This is a genomic window from Streptomyces sp. NPDC089919 (assembly GCF_040684615.1).
GTDB lineage: Bacteria > Actinomycetota > Actinomycetes > Streptomycetales > Streptomycetaceae > Streptomyces.
In genome coordinates, this window is the sequence record NZ_JBFBGK010000061.1 from 25,117 (window position 1) to 49,261 (window position 24,145).

21 protein-coding genes are annotated in these 24,145 nt (G+C 73.9%); 13 read left to right on the top strand and 8 right to left on the bottom strand.

Translation table 11 applies throughout. From position 1 onward, the window contains the following. Nucleotides 1-14: 14 nt before the first annotated feature. Nucleotides 15-1,895, bottom strand: a complete 1,881-nt coding sequence (locus AB0O40_RS23215) for a phosphatidylglycerol lysyltransferase domain-containing protein (protein ID WP_365044853.1) — start codon at nt 1,893-1,895, stop codon at nt 15-17. A 149-nt stretch (nt 1,896-2,044) separates the two neighbouring features. On the opposite strand from AB0O40_RS23215, the gene AB0O40_RS23220 reads away from it, so the two are divergent. Next, nucleotides 2,045-3,154, top strand: a complete 1,110-nt coding sequence (locus tag AB0O40_RS23220; RefSeq protein WP_365044856.1) for an alpha/beta hydrolase-fold protein — start codon at nt 2,045-2,047, stop codon at nt 3,152-3,154. Nucleotides 3,155-3,158: 4 nt separating this feature from the next. Here the strand turns inward: AB0O40_RS23220 and AB0O40_RS23225 are convergent, their stop codons facing one another. Further along, nucleotides 3,159-4,154, bottom strand: a complete 996-nt coding sequence (locus AB0O40_RS23225; RefSeq protein WP_365044858.1) for an ATP-binding cassette domain-containing protein — start codon at nt 4,152-4,154, stop codon at nt 3,159-3,161. A gap of 132 nt (nt 4,155-4,286) precedes the next feature. Between AB0O40_RS23225 and AB0O40_RS23230 the strand changes: the two genes are divergently transcribed. The 4 genes from AB0O40_RS23230 to AB0O40_RS23245 all read left to right on the top strand — a co-directional run bounded on the left by AB0O40_RS23230 (nt 4,287) and on the right by AB0O40_RS23245 (nt 7,870). Then, complete coding sequence (locus AB0O40_RS23230) at nt 4,287-4,964, top strand: ABC transporter permease (RefSeq protein WP_365044861.1); 678 nt, start codon at nt 4,287-4,289, stop codon at nt 4,962-4,964. Nucleotides 4,965-4,967: 3 nt separating this feature from the next. Then, nucleotides 4,968-5,630 (top strand): ABC transporter permease, encoded by a 663-nt coding sequence (locus AB0O40_RS23235; RefSeq protein ID WP_365044864.1) that lies wholly within the window; start codon nt 4,968-4,970, stop codon nt 5,628-5,630. 62 nt (nt 5,631-5,692) lie between these two features. Further along, on the top strand, nt 5,693-6,667 hold the full coding sequence (locus AB0O40_RS23240; protein WP_365044867.1) for an ABC transporter substrate-binding protein: 975 nt from the start codon (nt 5,693-5,695) through the stop codon (nt 6,665-6,667). A 93-nt stretch (nt 6,668-6,760) separates the two neighbouring features. Then, the gene (locus tag AB0O40_RS23245) at nt 6,761-7,870 is read left to right on the top strand and encodes a hypothetical protein (RefSeq protein ID WP_365044870.1); all 1,110 of its coding nucleotides are present in this window, start codon (nt 6,761-6,763) and stop codon (nt 7,868-7,870) included. Between the two features lie 73 nt (nt 7,871-7,943). Here the strand turns inward: AB0O40_RS23245 and AB0O40_RS23250 are convergent, their stop codons facing one another. Beyond that, nucleotides 7,944-9,086, bottom strand: coding sequence for an NADH-quinone oxidoreductase subunit D (locus tag AB0O40_RS23250; protein WP_365044872.1), 1,143 nt, complete (start codon nt 9,084-9,086; stop codon nt 7,944-7,946). A 55-nt stretch (nt 9,087-9,141) separates the two neighbouring features. Here AB0O40_RS23250 and AB0O40_RS23255 point away from each other — a divergent pair, with 55 nt between their 5' ends. Next, nucleotides 9,142-9,633 carry a PH domain-containing protein gene (locus AB0O40_RS23255; RefSeq protein WP_365044875.1) on the top strand — a complete coding sequence of 164 codons (492 nt, stop codon included), beginning with the start codon at nt 9,142-9,144 and terminating at the stop codon, nt 9,631-9,633. 71 nt (nt 9,634-9,704) lie between these two features. Continuing rightward, a complete protein-coding gene (locus AB0O40_RS23260) occupies nt 9,705-10,991 on the top strand; it encodes a PH domain-containing protein (protein ID WP_365044911.1) in 1,287 nt (428 codons plus the stop codon). A gap of 27 nt (nt 10,992-11,018) precedes the next feature. Here AB0O40_RS23260 and AB0O40_RS23265 read toward each other — a convergent pair whose 3' ends face one another. Together AB0O40_RS23265 and AB0O40_RS23270 are read right to left on the bottom strand one after the other, a co-directional pair. Further along, entirely contained in the window at nt 11,019-11,696 is a 678-nt protein-coding gene (locus AB0O40_RS23265) for a response regulator transcription factor (RefSeq protein ID WP_365044878.1), read from the bottom strand. 3 nt (nt 11,697-11,699) lie between these two features. Next, a complete protein-coding gene (locus AB0O40_RS23270; RefSeq protein ID WP_365044881.1) occupies nt 11,700-12,920 on the bottom strand; it encodes a sensor histidine kinase in 1,221 nt (406 codons plus the stop codon). Nucleotides 12,921-13,027: 107 nt separating this feature from the next. Here AB0O40_RS23270 and AB0O40_RS23275 point away from each other — a divergent pair, with 107 nt between their 5' ends. After that, a complete protein-coding gene (locus AB0O40_RS23275) occupies nt 13,028-14,002 on the top strand; it encodes an SAM-dependent methyltransferase (RefSeq protein ID WP_365044884.1) in 975 nt (324 codons plus the stop codon). A gap of 63 nt (nt 14,003-14,065) precedes the next feature. Here AB0O40_RS23275 and AB0O40_RS23280 read toward each other — a convergent pair whose 3' ends face one another. The 3 genes from AB0O40_RS23280 to AB0O40_RS23290 all read right to left on the bottom strand — a co-directional run bounded on the left by AB0O40_RS23280 (nt 14,066) and on the right by AB0O40_RS23290 (nt 18,306). Then, nucleotides 14,066-15,628 carry a M28 family metallopeptidase gene (locus AB0O40_RS23280; protein WP_365044887.1) on the bottom strand — a complete coding sequence of 521 codons (1,563 nt, stop codon included), beginning with the start codon at nt 15,626-15,628 and terminating at the stop codon, nt 14,066-14,068. A 261-nt stretch (nt 15,629-15,889) separates the two neighbouring features. Further along, nucleotides 15,890-17,011, bottom strand: coding sequence for a DUF5937 family protein (locus AB0O40_RS23285; protein WP_365044890.1), 1,122 nt, complete (start codon nt 17,009-17,011; stop codon nt 15,890-15,892). 62 nt (nt 17,012-17,073) lie between these two features. Next, on the bottom strand, nt 17,074-18,306 hold the full coding sequence (locus AB0O40_RS23290; RefSeq protein WP_365044893.1) for a beta-eliminating lyase-related protein: 1,233 nt from the start codon (nt 18,304-18,306) through the stop codon (nt 17,074-17,076). 124 nt (nt 18,307-18,430) lie between these two features. Between AB0O40_RS23290 and AB0O40_RS23295 the strand changes: the two genes are divergently transcribed. The 5 genes from AB0O40_RS23295 to AB0O40_RS23315 all read left to right on the top strand — a co-directional run bounded on the left by AB0O40_RS23295 (nt 18,431) and on the right by AB0O40_RS23315 (nt 23,958). Continuing rightward, nucleotides 18,431-19,396 (top strand): DUF2520 domain-containing protein, encoded by a 966-nt coding sequence (locus tag AB0O40_RS23295; RefSeq protein ID WP_365044896.1) that lies wholly within the window; start codon nt 18,431-18,433, stop codon nt 19,394-19,396. Further along, on the top strand, nt 19,393-20,394 hold the full coding sequence (gene panC, locus AB0O40_RS23300) for a pantoate--beta-alanine ligase (RefSeq protein WP_365044899.1): 1,002 nt from the start codon (nt 19,393-19,395) through the stop codon (nt 20,392-20,394). The genes AB0O40_RS23295 and panC overlap by 4 nt, the downstream gene beginning before the upstream one ends. Nucleotides 20,395-20,465: 71 nt before the next feature. Further along, nucleotides 20,466-22,172 (top strand): L-aspartate oxidase, encoded by a 1,707-nt coding sequence (locus AB0O40_RS23305; protein ID WP_365044914.1) that lies wholly within the window; start codon nt 20,466-20,468, stop codon nt 22,170-22,172. Between the two features lie 2 nt (nt 22,173-22,174). Next, nucleotides 22,175-23,149: a carboxylating nicotinate-nucleotide diphosphorylase gene (gene nadC, locus AB0O40_RS23310; RefSeq protein WP_365044902.1), complete on the top strand. Its 975-nt coding sequence runs from the start codon at nt 22,175-22,177 to the stop codon at nt 23,147-23,149. Then, complete coding sequence (locus AB0O40_RS23315; protein WP_365044905.1) at nt 23,149-23,958, top strand: type III pantothenate kinase; 810 nt, start codon at nt 23,149-23,151, stop codon at nt 23,956-23,958. The genes nadC and AB0O40_RS23315 overlap by 1 nt, the downstream gene beginning before the upstream one ends. Nucleotides 23,959-24,145: the final 187 nt, after the last annotated feature.

The window sequence follows — 24,145 nt, forward strand, 5'->3', positions numbered from 1 at the left end:
CCGCCGCGCCGGGGCTACGCCGCCTGGACCTCGCGCTCCTTGGCGGGCACCGCGGTACGGGCGGCGGCCGGGCCGTCGGCGCCGCCGCGGGCGGCCGGGTGCTGGCAGGGCCGGGGCTGGCGGGCCGGCCGCAGCCGCCCGAGCAGCCGGGGCATGGCCAGCGTGACGAAGCCCTCGGCCTGCATCGCGGCGAAACCGATGCGGGGCAGGTCGCGGGTGGTGCGGAAGACCACGAAGCGGGGCTCCCAGCGGGGCTGGAACTTCGCGTTGAACTTGTACAGCGACTCGATCTGGAACCAGCGGGACAGGAAGACCAGCAGGCCGCGCCAGATCCGCAGCACCGGGCCGGCGCCGATCTTCTCGCCGCGGGCGAGGGCGGAGCGGAACATCGCGAAGTTGAGCGAGACCCGCTCGATCTTCAGGCCGGGGGCGGCGGCCAGGGCCGCGACGATCAGCAGTTCGTTCATGCCGGGGTCGGCGGCCCGGTCGCGGCGCATCAGCTCCAGCGACATGCCGTCGCGGCCCCAGGGGACGAAGTGCTGGATGGCCTTGAGGTCGCCGAAGGGGCTGGTGTCGCCCTCCTCCACGCGGTGCGCGGTGGCGATCACGCAGTCGCCGTCGCCCGGGTCGCCGACCCGGCCCAGCGCCATCGAGAAGCCGCGCTCGGTGTCGGTGCCGCGCCAGGCCTCGGAGGCGCCGCGGACGGCCGCCAGCTCCTCCGGCGTCAGCTCGCTCACCCGCCGGACTTTGGTGGTGTAGCCGTTGCGCTCGATGCGCTTGACCATCTGGCGGACGTTGCGCATGGCGCGGCCGCTCAGGGAGAAGTCCGCGACGTCGACGATGGCCTCGTCGCCCAGCTCCAGGGCGTCCAGGCCGGTCTCCCGGGTCCAGACCTCGCCGCCGGTCTCGCTGCATCCCATGACGGCGGGGGTCCAGGAGTGGGCCCGGGCCTCCTCCATGAACCGCTCGATGGCGCCGGGCCAGGCCTCGACGTCGCCGATGGGGTCGCCGGAGGCGAGCATCACGCCGGAGACCACGCGGTAGGTGACGGCGGCCTTGCCGCTGGGGGAGAAGACCACGGCCTTGTCGCGGCGGAGCGCGAAGTGGCCGAGGGAGTCCCGGCCGCCGTGCTTGGCGAGCAGGTCGCGCAGGTGGGTCTCGTCCGCCGGGGTGAGCCGGGCCGCCGGGTGCTCGGGGCGGAAGGCGAGGTAGACGGTGGTCAGCGCGGTGAGCATGCCGAGGGCGCCGAGCGAGTAGCCGACGGTCCAGGACACCCGGCCGGCGTAGTCGACCGGTCCCTCGACGCCGACGAGCCCGTACACGACGTGGGTGAGCTGGTCGGCGATGGACGGGTCGCCCACCAGGCGGTGCGGGTGGGAGTTGACGATGACCAGGCCGAGCCCGATGGAGCCGGCGCTCATCAGCACGAAGTTGGCCAGCGCCTTCCAGCGGCTGCGCGGGTCCGGCAGGGCGTCGAACTCACTCTGGTGGCGCAGCAGCAGTCCGAGGATCGCGGCGGCGATCAGCACGCCGAGGATCGAGTGCCGGTACGTGAACTGCGCCACGGCCCCGGCCGGCAGCAGCACCACGGCGGCCCGCCAGGCCCGCCGCTTGCGCCGCTTGAGGCCGTGCGCGAGCAGCAGCAGGAGGACGCCCGCGCTGATCGCGAGGGCGGCGGCCACCGGGCTCATGGCGCCGGGCAGCACCTCGGCGAGGGCGTGGACGCGGCTGTGCCGGAAGCGCGGGAACACGCCGGCGGCGATGTCGAGCAGGCCCACGACCGTGCAGGCGGTGCCGACGAGAGGGGGTACGGACTCGGGACGTGGGCCGCTGAGGAAGCGGCGGGCCTTGCTCGGAACCTGTCCCGACTTATCGCCATCTATCCTGCTAGACATCGCTTCCTGCAGCTCCGCGAGAGATCCTGTGACCGAAGGCCACAGCGGCATCCGGACATGTGCGACCACTAGGACGACGCTCGAGGGAAGCGGGTTCACTGTCCGCGAAAAAATACTCGTTTCCGCCATCAGAAAGTCGCTGACTGCTCATGGGTCTCACCAGCAACACGGTCCTGGCGCTCGCCGTCGCCGCAGGAGTCCTGCTCTTCGCGGCGACCGTCGTGCTGTGGCCGCGGCTGTCCGGCCGCTCCTGGCGCGCCGTGCTCGGCCGGGTGGCCCTGTTGCTCGCGACCCAGCTGGCGCTCTTCTCGGCGGTCGGCCTGGCAGCCAACAAATCGTTTCTCTTCTACGGGTCCTGGGCCGACCTGTTCGGCCAGGAGACCGAGATGGGCGTGGTGGTCGACCACTCGGCCGGCAGCAAGGACATCAAGGTCGTCGGCACCCAGCAGCTGGACGTGCCGGGCGGCGCGAAGCCCTCGGTGGGCGGCCAGATCCAGAAGGTCGTGGTGGCCGGCGAGCGCTCGAAGATAGCCAGCCCCGCCTACGTCTACCTGCCGCCGGAGTACTTCAAGCCGCAGTACGCCAAGCAGGACTTCCCGGCCGCGGTGGTGCTGACCGGCTACCCGGGCACCGCGGAGAACCTGATCAAAGGGCTGAACTACCCGATGACCGCCTACAAGCAGGTCAAGGCCGGGAAGATGAAGCCGATGATCCTGGTGATGCTGCGGCCGACGGTGGCGCCGCCGCGGGACACCGAATGCGTGGACATACCCGGCGGCCCGCAGACCGAGACCTTCTTCGCCACCGACCTGCCCAAGGCCATCAGCGAGGCCTACCGCGTCGGCCGCAAGCCGCAGAACCTCGGTTTCGTGGGCAACTCCACCGGTGGCTACTGCGCCCTCAAGATGGGCATCCACCACCCCGGCACCTTCGGCGCCGCCGCGGGCCTGTCCGCCTACTACAAGGCCGCCGACGACCCGACCACCGGCGACCTCTTCCACGGCGACAAGGCCCTCAAGAAGCGGTCGGACCTGCTGGCCAGCCTCCGGGCCAAGGCTCCGGCCGCGACGTCGTTCCTGGTCACCAGCAGCAAGTCGGGCGAGGGCAACCTCGCCGACACCAAGAAGTTCATCGCGGACGTGAAGTCCCCCGACCGCGTCTCCTCGATCATCCTCGACAGCGGCGGCCACAACTTCAACACCTGGCGCCGCGAGATCGCCCCCACGCTCGTCTGGCTCAGCGGCCGCCTCCAGGCCTGACCGCTCAGGCCCCGCTCCCGCCTTCGCTCTCGGTCTCGCGCTCGCCCGCGCGGCGCAGTGCCCGGTGCACGGCCGCCGGCGTCAGGACGCCCAGGACCTCCGCGGAGCCGTCCGCGCCGACCACCGCGAGCCGGCCCGAATCCTCCTGGAGCAGCAGCGCCAGCGCCTCGCGCAGCGAGGCACCGAGCGGCAGCCGGGCGCCGTCCGCCGCCGGGGCCCCGGCCGCGGGCTCCAGGTCCGCCTCGGTCACCGGGGTGACCGCCAGCCGCTTCAGGCCCCGGTCGGAGCCGACGAAGGAGGCCACGTACGGGGTGGCGGGCGCGGCCAGGACGGCCGCCGGGGCCGCGAACTGCTCGACGGTGCCCTGGCCGTAGACGGCGATCCGGTCACCGAGCCGGACCGCCTCGTCCAGGTCGTGGGTGACCAGCAGGATCGTCTTGCGGACCGTGCGCTGGAGCGCCAGGAACTCGTTCTGCAGGCGCTCGCGCACCACCGGGTCCACCGCGCCGAACGGCTCGTCCATCAGCAGCACCGGCGGGTCGGCGGCCAGAGCCCGGGCCACCCCCACCCGCTGCCGCTGGCCGCCCGAGAGCTGGTCGGGGTAGCGGGGGCCGTGCACCGCCGGGTCCAGCCCGACCAGTTCCAGCAGCTCGGCCGCCCGGGCCCGGGCCTTGTCCTTCTTGACGCCCAGCAGGTGCGGGACGGTCGCGGTGTTCTCCAGCACGGTCTTGTGGGGGAAGAGCCCGACCTGCTGGATGACGTACCCGATGCGGCGCCGCAGCTCGACCGGATCGGCGCTCGCGATGTCCTCGCCGGCCAGCAGGATCCGCCCGGAGGTGGGCTCGATGAGGCGGTTCACCATCTTCATGGTGGTCGTCTTGCCGCAGCCCGACGGCCCCACCAGCGTGACCAGTTCGCCCTCGGCCACCTCGAAGGAGAGGTCGTCGACCGCGGTCGTCCCGTCGTCGTAGCGCTTGGTCACATGCTCGAATCGGATCACCCGCCCATCTTCGCAGCGTGTTCGTGAAGGCGGTGTTGCCACCGTGCGAAGGATCCCGGGTGTTGTCGGTGCGGCGGGTTATGGTCGCTGTGATCACGGTGCCGGTACGCGCCGGGGGAGGGGGTGAGCGGGATGGCAGCGGACAACTGCCTGGTGGCGAACGACTGGATCTGCTGGGAGTACGTTCGTTCGCGCAGCCAGGAGCTGACCGACGCGACGGTCCAGCACGTCTGGATCACGCTGCTCTCCGTGGCGATCGGGCTGGCCGTCTCCGTGCCGCTCGCCCTGCTCGCCCGCCGCGGGCGGGCCTTCGCCGCCCCCGTGCTGGCCGTGACCACCCTGCTCTACACGATCCCCTCGCTGGCCATGTTCTCCCTGCTGCTGCCGCTGTTCGGGCTGTCCGCGTCGGTGGTGGTGACCGGCCTGGTGCTCTATTCGCTGACCATCCTGGTGCGCAATCTGCTGGCCGGCCTGGAGGCCGTCCCCGAGGAGGTCCGGGAGGCCGCCCGGGGCATGGGGTACGGCCCGCTGCGGCTGCTGTGGCAGGTCGAGCTGCCGCTGGCGCTGCCCGCGCTGCTGGCCGGGGTGCGGATCGCCACGGTCTCCACGGTCGCGCTGACCACGGTCGGCTCGATCGTGGGCGCCGGCGGGCTGGGCAACCTCATCGCCCCCGCCGTGCAGAGCTCCTTCAAGGCGCAGGTGCTGACCGCCTCGGTGCTGTGCGTGCTGCTGGCCCTGGTCGCCGATCTGCTGCTGCTCGGCCTCCAGCGGCTGCTGACGCCCTGGACCCGCGCGGCGAAGGAGGCCTGAGCGATGTCCGTGCCGACCGATGCCTGGGACTGGCTGAGCGACGGGGCCAACTGGTCCGGGGAGTCCGGCGTCTGGCACCGCCTCGCCGAGCACGCCTACGTCAGCGGCGTCGCCCTCGCGGTGGCCTGCGCGGTGGCGCTGCCGGTCGGGCTGTGGCTGGGCCACCTCGGCCGCGGCGGCACCCTCGCCGCCCAGGTGTCCAATGTCGGCCGGGCGGTGCCGGTCTTCGCGGTGCTGGCCCTCTTCATGGTCTCGCCGCTGCGCAATTCCGGGTACCTGCCGACCATCACGGCCCTGGTGCTGTTCGCGATCCCGCCCCTGCTGACCAACGCCTACGTCGGGATGCGCCAGGTGGACCGCTCGGTGGTGGAGGCCGCCCGGGGCATGGGCATGTCCGGCGGCCAGCTCTTCCGCCGGGTGGAACTCCCGCTCGCCTACCCGCTGGTGATGACCGGCCTGCGCTCGGCCGCCGTGCAGGTGGTGGCCACCGCCACCATCGCCGCCATGGTCGGCCAGGGCGGTCTGGGCCGGATCATCACCGCCGGCTTCAACACCTACGACACCGGCCAGGTGGTCGCGGGCGCCCTGCTGGTCGCCGGGCTGGCGCTGCTGGTCGAGGGGGTGCTGCTGGTGGCCGACCGGCTGTGCGCGCCGGCCCGCCGCTGAGCCGCCCCCGTCCCCCGATCCCCCTCGTCCCGAGTACCGCCCGTCCGTTGAACGGAGTTCCGATGAGTAAGACCACGCGCCTGCTGGGTGCGGCCCTGGGCGCGCTGGCGCTGGCCGGTTCGCTGACCGCCTGCGGCGGCGACAGCCTGGAGAAGAGCAAGGACGGCGGCGCCTCCGCCAGTTCCGGCGGGAAGGGCTCCCTGGTGATCGGCGCGGCCGGCTTCACCGAGTCGGACATCCTGGCCGAGCTCTACTCCCAGGTCCTGCGCGACGCCGGGTACGGCACGTCCATCAAGACCGTCGCCAACCGCGAGCTGTACGAGCCCGCCCTGGAAAAGGGCGAGATCGACGTGGTCCCGGAATACGCCGCCACGCTCGCCGAGTTCCTGAACGCCAAGGTGAACGGCCCCAAGGCGCCCACCGACAAGCCGGTCGCCAGCAGCGACGCGACCGCCACGGTGGCCGCCCTGGAGAAGCTGGGCGCCCCGCGCGGGCTGAAGGCGCTGCCGGCCGGTTCGGCCGTCGACCAGAACGCCTTCGCGGTCAGCAAGGAATTCGCCGAGAAGAACAAGCTCAAGACCCTTTCGGACCTCGGCAAGTCCAAGATCAAGGTGAAGATCGCGGCCGGTGACGAATGCGCGGTCCGTCCCTTCTGCGCGGTGGGTCTGAAGTCCACGTACGGAATCGACGTTTCCGGTATCGACCCCAAGGGCGTGGGCACCCCCGCCTCCAAGCAGGCCGTCAAGGACGGGGTGGACCAGCTGGCGCTGACCACCACCACGGACGCCACCCTCGACTCCTTCGGACTCGTCCTGCTCGAGGACGACAAGAAGCTCCAGAATGCCGACAACGTCCTCCCGGTGGTGAATGCGAAGGACGCCGGAAGTGCCGAGATCGCGGCCGCCCTGGAGAAGGTCACCAAGGCGCTGACCACGGCCGATCTGGTGGAACTGAACCGCAAGGTGGACGGCGAGCGGGCCAAACCGGCCGATGTCGCCAAGGAGTGGCTGACGCAGAAGGGCCTGATCGCCAAGTAGCCCGCGGGAGTTCACCCACCGACGGGTAACCGCCTGGAAACAGATTCCCGGGCGGATACCCGCGGTAGGGCTACGCCCTGTAAATTTCAGGCCATGCCACGTGGACGCCACCGCCATTCCCCGCCCCTGCACAGGCTGCTCACTCCCACGACCGTCGCCGGTGTCTCCGTCACCAGCGCCGCCGTCGCCTGGCTGCTGGCGGAACCGGTGGCGCTCCGCCTCCTGGTGGCCCTCACCGCCGCCGCCGGGGTGAGCGGCGCCGTGGTGATGCGCAACTGGGACCGGGCCGCGGGCCGCCGGGTCGCCGAGCTCACCCGCGAGCGGGTCCGCGAGGAGTGGCGCACCGAGGACCGCATAGCCGAACTCGAGTCCGAGCTCGAGGAATCGCGGGCGCTGCGCACCAAGCTCGACGCCAAGCTGCGCGCCAAGCGCGTGGAACTGGCCGGCCTGCGCGGCGAGCACGCCGCGCTGCTGCGCCGGTACGCCACCGCCGAGACCGAGCGCGCCACCGCCCTGGAGGGCCGCCGGCTGCTGGCCATCGAGGCCGCCGCCCCCGCCCCGGCCCGGGAACTCCCGGCCCCCTCGCAGGACCTCACCCCCGCCGGCGCCCCGACCCGGGCCGGCTACGCCCGGGCCAACGCCGCGCTGACCGCGCTGCTGCACAAGGCCGAGGCCTCCGCCCGGGCCGCGGTCTCCGCCCAGGCCGGCGCCCGCGCCGGAGCCCGGGCCGCCGCCGCCGAGCAGGCCGCCACGACCACCGGCGCCACCGCCCCCGCCGCCACGACCACCGGCAGCACGCCCCCCGCGGCCACCCCGGCCCGGCCGGCCAAAGGGGGACTCGGACTGACCCCCGCCCTGCCGGCCCCCGCCGTCCCCGCGGCGCTGCCCGCCCGCCGCCCGGCCGGCGCGGTCGCCCCGTACGACGCGGCCCGCCGCACCGCCTCCCGCGTCGAGGGCGGCTTCGACTTCTTCGGCACCAAGACCGCCGCCCAGGCCCGGGCCGCGATCGAGGCCGTGCAGAACGAAGACCTCGCGGACGTGGTCGGCGCCGAGGCCTTGGCGGTCCACAAGGCCGAGTCGGCCGACCCCGAGTTCAAGCCCCGCGACCCCGCGCTCCCCGACGCCGGCCAGGTCATCGACCTCACCGCGCACGACGAGACCGAGGTCATCGACGTGGCGGCGCTGCGCACCGCCATCTCGTAGCACCCGGTACGCCGACGGGCCCGGAGCGCTCCACCAGCGCTCCGGGCCCGTCGGCGTACGTACCGGGGTACGGCTACTTGTCGATGTCGCCGACCACGAAGAAGAACGAGCCCAGGATCGCGACCATGTCCGCGACCAGCGTGCCCGGCAGCAGCTCGACCAGCGCCTGGATGTTGTTGTACGAGGCCGACCGGAGCTTGAGCCGGTACGGGGTCTTCTCGCCCTTGGACACCAGGTAGTAGCCGTTGATCCCGAGCGGGTTCTCGGTCCACGCGTAGGTGTGGCCCTCGGGCGCCTTCAGGACCTTCGGCAGCCGCTGGTTGACCGGCCCCGGCGGCAGCTGCTCGAGCCGGTCCAGGCAGGCCACCGCCAGCTCCAGGGCGTTGTGCGTCTGCTCCAGCAGGCACTCGAACCGGGCCAGGCAGTCGCCCTCCTGGCGGGTGACGACCTTCAGCACGTCCTGGAGCTCGCCGTACGCCAGGTACGGCTCGTCCCGGCGCAGGTCGAAGTCCACGCCCGAGGCCCGGGCGATCGGCCCGCTCACGCCATAGGCGTGCACCGTCTCCGCCGACAGGACGCCGACCCCGCGGGTGCGGCCCCGGAAGATCTCGTTGCCGCGGACCAGGTCGTCGTAGACGTGCATGCGGGTGGAGACGTCCGCGATCGCGGCCCGGGCGCGGCCCAGCCAGCCCAGCGGCAGGTCCTCCTTGAGGCCGCCGACCCGGTTGAACATGTAGTGCATCCGGCCGCCGGAGACCTCCTCCATCACGGCCTGAAGCTCCTCGCGCTCCCGGAAGGCGTGGAAGATCGGCGTGATCCCGCCCAGTTCCAGCGGGTACGACCCGAGGAACATCAGGTGGTTGAGCACGCGGTTCAGCTCGGCCAGCAGGGTGCGCAGCCACACCGCCCGCTCCGGGACCTCCATGCCGAGCATCCGCTCGACGGACATCACCACGCCCAGCTCGTTGGAGAAGGCGGAGAGCCAGTCGTGCCGGTTGGCCAGCATGATGATCTGCCGGTAGTCCCGGGCCTCGAAGAGCTTCTCGGCGCCGCGGTGCATGTACCCGACTACGGGCTCGGCACTGATGATCCGCTCGCCGTCCAGGACGAGGCGCAGGCGCAGCACGCCGTGCGTGGAAGGGTGCTGGGGGCCGATGTTGAGCACCATGTCGGTGCTCTCCGCGGCACCGCCGATGCCGACCGTGGTCTCCGTCATGGGGACAGTGTCTCAGCCCCGTCCGCAACCTCGGGCGCAGCCCTAGTCTGGGTGGATGGATACGGGGACGGGACCTGAGCGGGCGGCGCCCGAGTGGAGCGGGCTGCCCAGGGGGCTGCTCACGGTGCGCCGGCTGCTGCTGGTGTTCTGGCTGGGGGCGCTGGCCCTCGCGGCGGGGGTGCTCCTCGGGGTGCTGGCGGGCCCCGGCTGGGCGGCCGTCGCCCTGCTGCCGCTGGCCCTGCTGGGCTGGGGATGGGTGCTGCTGGGCCGCAACTGGCGCTCCTGGCGGTACGCGGAGCGCGCCGACGACCTGCTGATCAGCCGGGGCGTGCTGTGGCGGGAGGAGACGGTGGTGCCCTACGGCCGGATGCAGCTGGTCGAGGTCACCTCCGGCCCGCTGGAACGCCGCTTCGGGCTGGCCTCGCTCCAGCTGCACACGGCCGCCGCGGCCACCGACGCCCGGATCCCGGGGCTGGAGCCCCGCGAGGCGGAACGCCTGCGGGACCGGCTCACGGAGCTGGGCGAGGCGAGGTCGGCGGGCCTGTGAGCGCCTTCGAGAAGTCCGGGACGGACGCGCCCGACGCCCAGGATGCGCCGGCCGCTCCGGGGGAGCGCCGGCTGCACCCCGTCACCCCGCTGCGCCGGGCCTGGGCGCCGGTCGCGCTGGTCGCCGGCCTCGGCCTCCAGGACCCCGAGCGGGCCCGGACCTGGGGCGAGGGGCTGTCCTCGGCCACCGGTGCGCTCATCGTGGCCGCGGCCGTTCCGCTGGCGGGCCTGTACGGATTCTTGAGCTGGTGGTTCACCCACTACGCCGTGACCGACACCGAGCTGCGGATCCGCACCGGCCTCTTCTTCCGCCGCACCGCGCACCTGCGGCTGGACCGCCTCCAGGCCGTGGACGTCACCCGCCCGCTGCTCGCCCGGATCGCGGGGGTGGCCAAGCTCAAGCTGGACGTGGTCGGTACCGAGGCCAAGGACGAGCTGGCGTACCTCGGCGAGCGGGACGCCCGCGCGCTGCGCGCCGAACTGCTGGCCCGGGCCGCCGGCTTCGCCCCCGAGCAGGCCCGGGAGGTCGGCGAGGCGCCGATGCGGGAGCTGCTGCGGGTGGCGCCCCGGCAGCTGGTCCTCTCCCTGCTGCTGAGCCTGTCGGTGCTGGGCGCGCTGGCGGCCGGGCTGGCGGCGCCGGTCCTCATCTGGACGTTCAGCAGCAGCGCCTTCGCCGCGGCCGCGGTGCTGCTGCCGGTGCTGGGCGGGATCTGGGCGGCCACCGGCGGACGCTTCCTGGGCGAGTACGACTGGACGGTCGCCGAGTCCCCCGACGGGCTGCGGATCGACCACGGCCTGCTCGACCGGGCCCACGAGACCGTCCCGCCCGGGCGGGTGCAGGCGGTGCGGCTGGTGGAGCCGCTGCTGTGGCGGCGCCGCGGGTGGGTGCGGGTGGAGCTGGCGGTGGCCGGCTCCAGCAACGACGTCCTGGTACCGGTGGCCGCCCGGGAGGCGGCCGAGGCGGTGCTGGCGCGGGTGCTGCCGGGCGTGGACCTGCCGGCCCTGGTCTTCGAGCCGGCGCCGCGGCGCGGGTCGCGCTGGGTGGTGCCGGTGTGGTGGAAGGGGTACGGGCTGGCCGTCACCCCGGCCGTCTTCGCGGCGCGGCGGGGGCGGCTGTGCCGGCGGACCGAGATCGTGCCGCACGCGAAGGTACAGAGCGTCCGCCTGACGCAGGGGCCCTGGGAGCGGGTACGGGGGGTGGCGGACGTGTCGGTGGACCACGGCGCGAACGGCACGGTCACCGCCCGGCTGCGCCCCGCGCCGGCCGCCGCCGAACTCCTCACGGCCCAGGCCGCCCGCTCCCACACCGGCCGCCGCACCGCCGCCCCGGACCGCTGGATGACCGGCCCCGCCGGGTAGCCGGCGGGGCCGGCCGGTCGCCCCCGGCTAGGACGGGTGGCCGCCGCCGGCCCGGACCAGGCCGGTCTCGTAGGCGAGGACCACCACCTGGACCCGGTCGCGCAGGCCCAGCTTCGTCAGGATGCGGCCCACGTGGGTCTTGACCGTGGCCTCGGAGAGCACCAGCCGCGCCGCGATCTCGCCGTTGGACAGGCCCTGCGCCACCAGCAGCATGACCTCCCGCTCGCGCTCCGTCAGCCGCTCCAGCTCCTTGTGCTCCGGCTCCGCCACCGAACTCGGCAGCATCGGCGCGAACCGGTCCAGCAGCCGCCGGGTCGTCGACGGCGCGACCACCGCGTCACCGCTGTGCACCGAGCGGATCGCCGCGAGCAGCTCGCCCGGCGGCACGTCCTTCAGCATGAAGCCGCTCGCCCCGGCCTTCAGCCCGGAGAAGGCGTACTCGTCCAGGTCGAAGGTGGTCAGGATGATCACCTTGGGGTGGGTCTCCGGCTCGCAGATCCGCCGGGTCGCCTCGACCCCGTCGAGCTTGGGCATCCGCACGTCCATCAGCACCACGTCGACGGTGGTCGCCCGAAGCACCTCCAGCGCCTCCAGCCCGTCGCCCGCCTCCGCCACGACCTCCATGTCCGGCTGGGCCGCGAGGACCATCCGGAAGCCGGTGCGCAGCAGCACCTGGTCGTCGACCAGCATGACTCTGATGGACATTTCCTAGTTTCCCTTTCCCTTCAGCGGCAGGAGTGCGCTGATCCGGAAGCCCCCGCCGGGCCGCGGTCCGGCGTCCAGCGTGCCGCCCACCATCCCGATCCGCTCGCGCATCCCGATCAGGCCGTGGCCGGCGCCGTCCGCGCCGCCGTCCCGGTACATCTCGTGGGCCGCGCCCCGGCCGTCGTCCTCGACCAGCAGGCCCAGCCCGTCGTCGAAGTAGACCAGCCGGACCCGCGCCTTCGCGTCGGGGCCCCCGTGCTTGCGCGTGTTGGTCAGGGCCTCCTGGACGATCCGGTAGGCCGTCAGCTCCACACCGCTGGGCAGCGGCCGGGGGGTGCCCTCCACGTCGAAGTCGACCGTGAGGCCGGCCGTGCGCACCTGCTCGACCAGTACCTCGATCTGCTCCACGTCCGGCTGCGGCACGTAGTCCTCGGACTCCTGCGGCTCGCCGGTGCGCAGCACGCCCAGCAGCCGGCGCATCTCGGCCAGCGCCTGCCGGCCGGTCCCCGAGATCGTCTCCAGGGCCTGCTTGGCCTGGTCCGGGGCGGCGTCCATGACGTACGCCGCTCCGTCGGCCTGGACCACCATCACGGAGACGTTGTGCGCCACCACGTCGTGCAGCTCGCGGGCGATCCGGGCCCGCTCGGCGGCCACCGCGACCTTCGCCTGGGCCTCGCGCTCCTTCTCCAGCCGCCGGTTGCGCTCCTCGAGCTGGGCGAAGTACGCCCGCCGGGTGCGGATCGAGTCGCCGAGCACCCAGGCCAGCGCGAAGGGCACCATGACCATCACCATCATGGCGATGTCGTTGGCCGAGTCGGCCTTGTTGAAGCCCCAGCGGGCGGCCGCCAGCGGGGCGGCCAGCAGCCCGGAGCCGAAGGCGACCCGGGACAGCCAGCGCGGCACCTCGGCGGAGGCGGCGACGGTGTAGAGGATGACCAGCATCGCCAGGTCGGCCGAGTCCGGCCGGACCCCGAGGGCCAGCTGGTACGCGCCGGCGCCCACGGCCAGCCAGTACATCGGGGCGGTGAAGCGCCGCCGCAGGGCGAGGACCACGCAGAGGGCGGTGACCGAGACCATCGCCAGCAGCCGGTCCACGAGCGGGCTGATGCCGCTGATGCTCTGCTCCGAGGCGATCTCCAGCGTCGAGATCCCGAAGAGCAGGACGGCCCAGAGGCTGTCCACACCCGTCGGGTGTCGGCGGAGGAAGTCATAGAAGCGCTGCACGTGACCCAGCGTAGGGAAAAGGAATAGGTGCCGGAGTCAACCGCAGGAGCGATCCACTCCGCGGGCGCGTACTCCCCAAGGTGGACGGTGAACCTAGCCTTTGTGGGATGTGGACCGAGGGTGAAGAGGCGGGCCCGGTGCGCTGGCACCGGGCGATGGAGCGGGCGCTGTACGGGCCCGGGGGGTTCTACGTACGCCCGGAGGGGCCCGGTCCGGCCGGTCATTTCCGGACCTCGGTGCACGCCTCGGGGCTGTACGCGGGGGCGGTCGCGGCCCTCCTGGAGCGGGTGGACGAGGCGCTGGGCCGGCCGGAGCGGCTGGCCTTCGTCGACATGGCCGCGGGCCGCGGCGAGCTGGTCACCGGGGTGCTGGCGGCGCTCGGACCGCAGACCGCCGGACGGGTGCGTCCGTACGCGGTGGAGCGTGCGGCCCGGCCGGCCGGGCTCGACGAGCGGGTGCGGTGGCTGCCGGAGCCGCCGGCCGGGGTCACCGGCCTGCTCTTCGCCAACGAGTGGCTGGACAACGTCCCGCTCGACGTCACCGAGGACGGCCGGTACGTCCTGGTCTGCGCGGACGGCGCCGAAAGCCCCGGCGAGGAGGTCACCGGGGCCGACCTGGCCTGGCTGGAGCGGTGGTGGCCCGGCTGGCGGACCGGCCGGGCCGAGATCGGCCGGCCCCGGGACGAGGCCTGGGCCGCGGCGGCCGGCTGCCTGGAGCGGGGGCTGGCGGTGGCGGTGGACTACGCCCACGCCCGCGACGCCCGCCCGCCCTACGGCACGCTGACCGGCTTCCGGGAGGGCCGCGAGGTGCGCCCGGTCCCGGACGGCGGCTGCGACGTGACCGCGCACGTGGCCCTGGACGCCTGCGCGGGCCCCGGCGCCCGCCTGCTGACCCAGCGCGAGGCCCTGACCGCCCTCGGCGTCTCCGGCAGCCGCCCACCCCTGACCCTGGCGTCCTCGGATCCCACCGCCTACGTCCGAGCCCTGTCCGCAGCCGGCGAAGCCGCGGAACTGACGGCCCGCGGCGGGCTCGGGGACTTCGGCTGGCTGCTGGAGGGCCGGGGGATCGGGTCGGTGCTGTAGGGCGTGCGGGTACGGGGAAGGGGGCCGGCGTGAGGCCGGCCCCCTTGCCCGTGAGCGGGGTGGTTACTCGGTGGCCTCCGGGCCGTGGCCCTCGTGGAGGCCGCCGCCGCTGCCCGCCTCGCCGCCGGTCGGGACCGAGGCCACCGGGCGGGACAGCGGGGACAGGTCGTAGGCGTAGTGGCCCACCGCGTCGGCGATGACGTCGATGTTGACGTCGAAGGCCGGCATGTTGATGTTCTCGATCGTGTCGCCCTTGGCGTGGTAGTTCACGTCGTAGGCCACCCCGGCGGTGCCGCCGTACCGGGCCGCCTGGGCCGCGGTCTTGATCCCCTCGGCGCCGGTGAAGGTGCCGCCGGCCGGGATGCCGGCCTCGATGAAGGGCCCGTAGTCCGAGCGGCCGGTGAAGTCCGTGCCCTCGTGCGGGACGGAGTTCGAGTCGAGGAAGTCGGTGATGCCCTTCTCGATCTGCGCCGAGCCCTCGGGGCCCGGGCCGGAGCCGACGCCGTCCGAGTCGTCCCCGTCGTAGACGAAGTACGCCGGGTTCGGCGAGGCGATCATGTCGAAGTTCAGGTAGAGCTTGACCTGCTTCTTCTGCGCCTCGGTCAGCGAGCCCACGTACGCCTCGGAGCCGAGCAGGCCGAACTCCTCCGCCGACCACCAGGCGAAGCGGACCTTGTTCTTGATCTTCTCCTTCGACTTGGCGAGCTTGAGGGCGACCTGGAGGATGCCCGCCGAGCCGGAGCCGTTGTCGTTGATGCCGGGACCGGCGGTCACCGAGTCCAGGTGCGAGCCGAGGAAGACCGTGTTGTCGGCGTCGCCGCCCGGGGTCTCCGCGATGACGTTGAAGGTCTTGCGGTTCTCCCGCAGCTCGCGGATGTCCAGGCTGACCTCGACCGGGCCGGCGGCCACCTCGGCGGCCAGCGCCTCGCCCTCCGCCTGGGTGACGCCGCCGGTGGGGATCTTGCCCGCGGCCGGGTCGCCGATGGTGCCGTTGAGGGCGCCCGCGGTGTTGTTGTAGATGACCGCGCCGACCGCACCCGCCGCCGCGGCGTTGGCCTGCTTGACGGCGAAGGTGCAGCCGCCGCGCTTGATCAGGGCGATCTTCCCGGTGAAGGCGCCGGCCGCGAAGTCCCCGGCGTCGCAGCCGTTGGTGCCGTCGGCGTCGACCGGGGCCGCCGCGAGGGCCGCGGTGATGCCCCCCTCGGGGCCGCTCGCGGTGTACGACATCAGCTTGATCGGCACTTGGCGGCCGGTCGGCGAGACCACCTCGAGGGTTTCGGCGATCGTCTCCGTGTAGACGAAGTCGAACTCGTGCCGGACCGGCTGGTAGCCGGCGCCGCGCAGCACCGCCTCGATGTACTTGGCGGACTGCTCGTGGCCCTTGGAACCGGCCACGCGGGTGCCGTTGTTGTAGTCGGCGATCGACTGGAGCACCTGGAGGTGCTTGTACGCGTCCTTCGCGGTCGCGTCCTTGACCAGCTTCCTGGCCAGGGCGTCTCCCTTGTTGGCCCAGCTGGGGCTGTCCGGGCCGGGGGTGGCGCCGGCCGGGCCCGAGAGCAGCAGCGGGGAGACGAGAGCCGCGGCTGCCAGGGCGGCGGTCGCTGCGGCTATACGACGTGAGGGCATGGAGGTCCTTTCACGACAGGCAGGAAGAAGCGCGCACGGTGCGGATGATCGGTGGACGCACGCTATGCAGGAGGCGGCTGCGGCGCCAGGGTTTTCGCTGATTCCGGTTTATGAATTCCATATATCGGTATGACCGCACTGTTGCGCGAGTGGTGACGGCGGGTCAGTGGGGCCGGATGGCCCAATCCGCCACCGGATCCCAGCCGCTCCTCGACCACTCCTGCACCGCTCCGGGCGCCCCCGGGGCGGCCCCGGAGCCGGTCAGCGCAGGATGCCCTCGAGGAAGTCGGAGCCGAGACGGGCCACCACGGTCAGGTCCAACTGGTGGTGGACGTACCGTCCTTGCCTGCGGGTGGTCAGCAGGCCCGCCTTCTTGAGGACCGACAGGTGCCGGGAGACCTCGGGCGCGGTGATGCCGTACGTCGTCGCCAACTCGCCCGTGGTGTACGGGCCCCGGGCCAGGGTCCGGCACAGGTGCATCCGCAGCGGGTGCGCAAGCGCCTCCATCCGCAGCTGGAGCAGTTCGAGCTGGCCGGGCCCGGGCAGCTCGGGCGAGCCGACGGGGTAGTGCACCACCGGGCGCCAGCCGCGGGCGTGCAGCACCATCAGGTGCGGCCAGCCGAAGGTCGAGGGGACGAGGACCAGCCCCGGGCCCAGCTCCGGATCGAGGGCGGTGGCGTCCCCCCGGGTCATCTTGTCGACGGTGATCAGGGTGCCGGACGGGTCCAGGGAGAGCGCGGCCGAGACGGCCTCCAGGGCGGCGGGCAGGCCTTTGCGGCGCAGCACCTCGGTCTTGTGCCGGGCGTCGGCGGCCAGCCCGGGCCGGATCCGCTCCCAGGTCTCCCCGAAGAAGGCGCTCTCGCAGTCCTCGAGCAGCCGGCGCAGCCAGGCCCGCACGCCCGGCGGGTCCTCCAGCAGCCGGACCGTGAAGTCCAGCTGCCGGGGGCCCCGGGCGGCGGCTATCTCCAGGGCCCGGGCCCGGGCCCCGGCGTCCGTCAGGGGCGAGGGGCCGCCGCCCTCGTTGTAGTGGGTCAGGGCGCAGTGTTCGAGGGCCGCGCCGACGAACCGCTCCTCCGGGAGGAGGTCGAGCCGGTCCAGCTCGCCGGCCAGGGTCGGGTGCGGCAGGCCGTCGCCGCCCTCGATCCCGGCGAAGGGCATGAAGACGTCCGAGAACGACGTCTGCCAGAGCGTGCCGGCCTCCAGCAGCCGGTCGGCGAGGTCGGGGGCCAGCCGGGCGTTGGTGGCGGTGGTCCAGGAGGCGAGGCGGGGGTGGTGGTCGGGCTGGGCGAGGGCGTGCAGCACCATGCACAGCTCCGCGAGCGGCGACACGGCGAACCGGATCCGCTCCGGGGGCAGCCCCCCCACCTCGATCGTGACCCCCATGGCCCCATTGTGCCCCGGCCCTGCGCGGGGCCGGATTCCCGGCCCCGCGGCGGCGGCTCCCGCTAGCGGGGGAGGCGGGCCACGAAGCCGCGGACGGCCTCCGCGACCTCGGACGCCGTCCAGTCCAGGGCCTCGGAGGCCACGGTGATCTCCGTCAGCGCCAGCCCCGTCGGGCCCTCCGCGAAGAAGCGGGTGAAGAGGCACACCCCGTCCTCCTCCGCCTGGGCCAGCGCCGCCGCCGACAGCACGTCCGCCGGGTACGGCAGCCAGAGGTGGAACTGGTGCGTCACCGGTACCTCCGGCACCAGCCGGAAGTACGGCACCCCCGCCGCCGCGAGGCCGTCCGCCAGCGCCCCCGCGACCACCTTCGCGTGCGCCACGTACGACGGCAGCCGCGGCAGCTCCCGCTCCAGTCCGACGAGCGCCGCCAGCGCCTGCGGGAACTGCTGGAAGACCAGGCCCCCGTACCGGTGCCGCCACACCCGCGCCTCCTCGACCAGGGACGCCGGCCCGGCCAGCACCGCCCCCGAGTAGCCGCCCAGCGACTTGTAGAAGGAGAGGTAGACGGTGTCCGCCAGGTCCGCGATCTCCGCCAGCGGCCGCCCGAAGTGCTCGGTGCACTCCCACAGCCGCGCCCCGTCGAAGTGCACCACCGCGTCCCGCTCCCGGGCCGCCGCCACCAGCTCCGTCAGCTCCTCCCAGGAAGGCAGCAGGAAGCCCGGATCCCGCAGCGGCAGCTCCACCATCAGCGCCCCGAAGGGCTCCGGCGCCGCCCGCACCTCCTCGGCGGTCATCTGCCGCGGTTCGGTCGTGGGATGGGTGACCCGCAGTCCGGAGACGATCGAGAACGCGTCGTCCTCCCACATCTCCGGATGGGACTGCGGGTGCAGCGCCACCACCGGATTGCCGGTCCGTCCGGCCCAGCACCGCAGGGCCACCTGCTGCGCCATCGTCCCGGACGGGAAGAAGGCCACCGCCTCCTTGCCCAGCAGCTGCGCCACCCGGCGCTCCAGCTCGGCCACCACCCCGTCGCCGTACCGGTCCAGCGGCTGGTCCAGGTCGTACACCGAGCCCGCGGCGGCGCTCAGGTCGGCCAGCTGCTCGGCGATGGTCGGCTCGAAGGCGTTGCGCGAGAGCACCCGCCGGCAGGACCGCCAGGCCGCCGCCCGGCGCCGCCGCAGCGCCGCCTCGTCCACTCCGGACCCGGCCGCCGCCGCGTCCTCACCAGCTGCCTCCGCCTGCTCGTCCGTCACCGGAGCCACCCCGTCCACCACACCGTCCGTCACGTCGTCCATGCCGCCGATCATCACCCGGCAGCGTGCACCCCGGCCACGGAAATTCCGGCGCGGGGCCCAGCGGATAGCATGGCGACGTATCGTCCGGTACCCCCCGCGGACTGGAACGGAAGGCCCGCCCCGCGTGAACGCAACACCGCAGCCCCGCCCCGCCCGGCTCACCGTGGGAGTCGTCGGTGCCGGCCGTGTCGGCCCGGCCCTCGCCGCGGCCCTGCAGCTCGCCGGACACCGTCCGGTGGCCGTCTCCGGCGTCTCCGACGCCTCCCGGCGCCGCGCCGCGGCCCTGCTGCCCGACGTCCCCCTCGTGCCGCCCGCCCAGGTCCTGGCCCTGGCCGACCTGGTGCTGCTGACCGTGCCCGACGACGCCCTGCCCGGGCTCGTCGAGGGACTGGCCGCGACCGGGGCGGTGCGCCCCGGGCAGCTGATCGTCCACACCTCCGGCCGGTACGGCACCGCCGTGCTCGACCCGGCCCGCCGGGCCGGGGCGCTGCCGCTGGCCCTGCACCCCGCCATGACCTTCACCGGCACGGCCGTGGACGTGCAGCGGCTGGCCGGCTGCTCCTTCGGCGTCACCGCCCCCGAGGAGCTGCGGCTGGCCGCCGAGGCGCTGGTCATCGAGATGGGCGGCGAGCCCGAGTGGATCGCCGAGGAGGCCCGGCCGCTCTACCACGCCGCCCTGGCACTGGGCGCGAACCACCTCGTCACCCTGGTGGCCCAGGCGATGGAACTGCTCCGCAAGGCCGGGGTCGAGCACCCCGACCGGATGCTCGGCCCGCTGCTCGGCGCCGCCCTCGACAACGCCCTGCGCTCCGGGGACGCCGCCCTGACCGGCCCGGTCGCCCGCGGCGACGCCGGTACCGTCGCCGCGCACGTCTCCGAGCTGCGCAAGCACGCCCCCGGCACGGTCGCCGGCTACCTGGCCATGGCCCGCACCACCGCCGACCGCGCCCTCGCGCACGGCCTCCTCAAGCCGGAACTGGCCGAGGACCTGCTCGGCGTACTCGGCGAGGCGGGCCGCCCCCCGGGCCCCGCCCCGGAGCCGCCGCCCGCCGCCGGCGACCCGCACGACCCCCAGGGAGGGGACCGATGAACCGCCCGCTCCCGCCGGTGCTGCGCACCGCCGCCGAGCTCGACGCCCTCCCCGCGAAGGGCCGCCGTACGGTCGTGATGACCATGGGCGCCCTGCACGAGGGCCACGCCACCCTCGTCCGGACCGCCCGCGAGAGCGCCGGCCCGGACGGCCAGGTGGTCGTCACCGTCTTCGTCAACCCGCTCCAGTTCGGTGCCGGCGAGGACCTGGACCGGTACCCCCGCACCCTCGACGCCGACCTGGCGATCGCGGGCGCGGCCGGCGCCGACGCCGTCTTCGCGCCGACCGTCGAGGAGGTCTACCCGGGCGGCGAGCCGCAGGTCCGGATCACCGCCGGACCGATGGGCGGCCGCCTCGAAGGCGCCACCCGCCCCGGCCACTTCGACGGCATGCTCACCGTCGTCGCCAAGCTGCTCCACCTCACCCGCCCCGACCTCGCGCTCTTCGGCCAGAAGGACGCCCAGCAGCTCGCGCTGATCCGGCGGATGGTGCGGGACCTGAACTTCGGTGTCGAGGTGGTGGGGGTGCCGACCGTCCGGGAGACCGACGGCCTGGCCCTCTCCAGCCGCAACCGCTACCTCTCGGACGCCGAGCGGACCACCGCACTGACCCTCTCCCGCGCCCTGTTCGCCGGCCGCGACCGGCTCGCCGCCCAGGCCGCGCTCGCCGCCCGGGCCTCCTCGGCCCCGGCCACCGACGAACGCGCCACCGCCCTGGCCAAGATGGGCGAGGCCCGCGCCTCCGCCGACGCGCACGCCGTCTCGGTGGCCGGCAACGGCCTGCCCGAGGCCGTGCGGTCCGCCGCCCGGGCCGTGCTGGCCGAGGCCGCCACCGCCGAACCGCCGCTGGTCCTCGACTACCTGGCGCTGGTCGACCCCGCCGACTTCACCGAGGTGCCCGACGGCTTCGCCGGCCCGGCCGTGCTGGCCGTCGCCGCGAAGGTCGGCACCACCCGGCTCATCGACAACATCCCGCTGGACTTCGGAGCGCACACGTGACCACCACAGGCAGCCCCAGCAGCCGGACCGGTACGGGCGCCCGCCCGGCCGCGACCGGCACCCGCACCGGCATACGCCTGCACGCCCCGGCCCCCGGCTGGGCGCTGGAGGCCGACGTCGTGGTCGTCGGCTCCGGCGTCGCGGGCCTGACCGCCGCACTGCGCTGCGCGGCCGCGGGCCGCCGTACGGTGGTCGTCACCAAGGCCCGGCTGGACGACGGCTCCACCCGCTGGGCGCAGGGCGGCATCGCCGCCGCCCTCGGCGAGGGGGACACCCCCGAACAGCACCTGGACGACACCCTGGTGGCCGGCGCCGGCCTCTGCGACGAGGCCGCCGTCCGCCTCCTGGTCACCGAGGGCCCCGACGCGGTCCGCCGCCTGATCGCTACCGGCGCCGTCTTCGACACCTCCGACTCCGGCGAGATAGAGCTGACCCGCGAGGGCGGCCACCACCGCCGCCGGATCGCGCACGCCGGCGGCGACGCCACCGGCGCCGAGATCTCCCGGGCCCTGGTCGAGGCGGTGCACGCCTCCGGCATCGAGACCGTCGAGAACGCCCTGGTCCTGGACCTGCTCCAGGACGAGGCCGGGCGCACCGCCGGCGTCACCCTGCACGTGATGGGCGAGGGCCAGCACGACGGCGTCGGCGCGGTGCACGCGCCCGCCGTGATCCTGGCGACCGGCGGCATGGGCCAGGTCTTCTCCGCCACCACCAACCCGGCCGTCTCCACCGGCGACGGCGTCGCCCTCGCGCTGCGCGCCGGGGCCGAGGTCTCCGACCTGGAGTTCGTCCAGTTCCACCCGACGGTGCTCTTCCTCGGCCCGGACGCCGAGGGCCAGCAGCCCCTGGTCTCCGAGGCGGTGCGCGGCGAGGGCGCGTACCTCGTCGACGCCGACGGGGTGCGCTTCATGACCGGCCAGCACGAGCTGGCCGAGCTGGCCCCGCGCGACATCGTCGCCAAGGGCATCATGCGGCGCATGCAGGAGACCGGCACCCAGCACATGTACCTGGACGCCCGGCACTTCGGCGCGCAGATGTGGGAACAGCGCTTCCCCACCATCCTCGCCGCCTGCCGGGCCCACGGCATCGACCCGGTGACCGAGCCGATCCCGGTCGCCCCCGCCGCGCACTACGCCAGCGGCGGCGTCCGGACCGACCTGCACGGCCGGACCACCGTGCCGGGCCTGTACGCCTGCGGCGAGGTGGCCTGCACCGGCGTGCACGGCGCGAACCGGCTGGCCTCCAACTCCCTCCTCGAAGGCCTGGTGTTCGCCGAGCGGATCGCCGAGGACATCATCGCGGGGGCCGGCGACGGCGCCGGCACGGCCGCCGCGCTCCCGGGCGGCGGCCCGGTGCCCGCCCACGGACCGCTGCTGTCCGGGGAGACCCGCTTCGAGATCCAGCGGATCATGACGGAGGGCGCCGGCGTGCTGCGCTCCGCCGAGAGCCTGCGGGACGCCGCCGACGCGCTGGAGTCCCTGTACTGCCGCGCCCTGAACGAACTCGAGACCCACGGCAAGACCGCCGAGCCCGGCGTGGACACCTGGGAGGCCACCAACCTCCTCTGCGTGGCCCGCGTCCTGGTCGCGGCGGCCCAGCGGCGCGCGGAGACCCGCGGCTGCCACTGGCGCGAGGACCACCCCGACCGGGACGACGCGGCCTGGCGCCGCCACCTCGTCGTACGGCTGTCGGCGTCGCAGCGGCGCGCGCTGGTCGTGACGACCACCGAGACGGCGGACTTCCCGTCCGTACGCCACCCTCTGATGCAGGAGCAGTGACCGTGAGCACCCCCGAACTCCCCCTTGTGAGCACCGACGAGGGCTGCGGCGACGACTGCGCCTGCGGCCCCGCCGAGAGCGGCCTGGACCCGGCGCTCGCGCAGCTGCTGGCCGACGCGGGCCTGGACCCGATCGAGGTCGAGGACATCGCGCACATGGCCCTGGCCGAGGACCTGGACGGCGGGGTGGACGTCACCACGGTCGCCACCGTCCCCGAAGAGGCCGTCGCCACCGCCGACTTCACCGCCCGCGAGGCCGGTACGGTCGCCGGTCTGCGGATCGCCGAGGCCGTGCTCTCCGTGGTCTGCGAGGACGCCTTCGAGGTCGAGCGGCACGCCGAGGACGGTGACCGCGTCGAGCCCGGCCAGGTCCTGCTCTCCGTCACCGCCCGCACCCGGGACCTGCTCACCGGCGAGCGCAGCGCGCTGAACATCCTCTGCCGGCTCTCCGGCATCGCCACCGCCACCCGCGCCTGGTCCGACGCCCTGGAGGGCACCGCCGCGCGCGTCCGCGACACCCGCAAGACCACCCCGGGGCTGCGCGCCCTGGAGAAGTACGCGGTGCGCTGCGGCGGCGGCGTCAACCACCGCATGTCCCTCTCGGACGCGGCGCTGGTCAAGGACAACCACGTGGTCGCGGCCGGTGGCGTCGCCCAGGCCTTCAAGGCCGTCCGCGAGGCCTTCCCCGGCGTACCGGTGGAGGTCGAGGTGGACACCCTGCACCAGGCCCGCGAGGTCATGGACGCGGGCGCCGACCTGATCCTGCTCGACAACTTCACGCCGACCGAGACCGAGGAGGCGGTGGCCCTCAACAAGGAGCACAACCAGGGCCGCGCGATCCTGGAGTCCTCCGGCCGCCTGACCCTCGCCAACGCCCGCGCGTACGCCGACACCGGCGTGGACTACCTCGCGGTGGGCGCGCTGACCCACTCCTCCCCGGTCCTGGACATCGGCCTCGACCTGCGAGAGGCGCGCTGATGCTGCTCACCATCGACGTCGGCAACAGCCAGACGGTGCTGGGCCTGTTCGACGGCGAGGAGATCGTCGAGCACTGGCGCGTCTCCACCGACCCGCGCCGGACCGCCGACGAACTGGCCGTGCTGATGCAGGGCCTGATGGGCATGCACCCGATGCTCGGCAGCGAGCTGGGCGACGGCATCCACGGCATCGCGATCTGCTCGACGGTGCCGTCGGTGCTGCACGAGCTGCGCGAGGTCACCCGCCGGTACTACGGCGACGTGCCGGCCGTCCTGGTCGAGCCGGGGGTCAAGACCGGCATCCCGATCCTCACCGACCAGCCCAAGGAGGTCGGCGCGGACCGCATCATCAACGCGGTCGCCGCGGTCGAGCTCTACGGCGGCCCGGCGATCGTGGTCGACTTCGGCACCGGCACCACCTTCGACGCGGTCTCGGCGCGCGGCGAGTACGTCGGCGGGGTGATCGCCCCGGGCATCGAGATCTCGGTCGAGGCGCTGGGCGTGCGCGGGGCGCAGCTCCGCAAGATCGAACTGGCCCGGCCGCGGAACGTCATCGGCAAGAACACCGTCGAGGCCATGCAGTCCGGCATCGTCTACGGCTTCGCGGGCCAGGTCGACGGCGTGGTGGCGCGGATGACTCGCGAACTGGTCGGCCCCGAGGGCGACCCCTCGGACGTCCGCGTCATCGCCACCGGCGGCCTGGCCCCCATGGTCCTCGGCGAGGCCACCGCCATCGACGACCACGAACCGTGGCTGACGCTGATCGGCCTGCGGCTGGTGTACGAACGGAACGTGGGGTCGTTCACGTAGGGCTCTGCCTTTCCCCTCGCGGGGGTCTGCCGTTCCCCCTCGCCGGGCTCTGCCTTTCCCCCCTCGCGGGGGTCTGCCGTTCCCCCTCGCCGGGCTCAGGACGTGGCTCCACCGCAGGAACAGCGGCCGGTCCTCGACCGGGATGCCCAGGTACTCGCAGATGACGGTGAGCGGCAGCGGCAGCGCG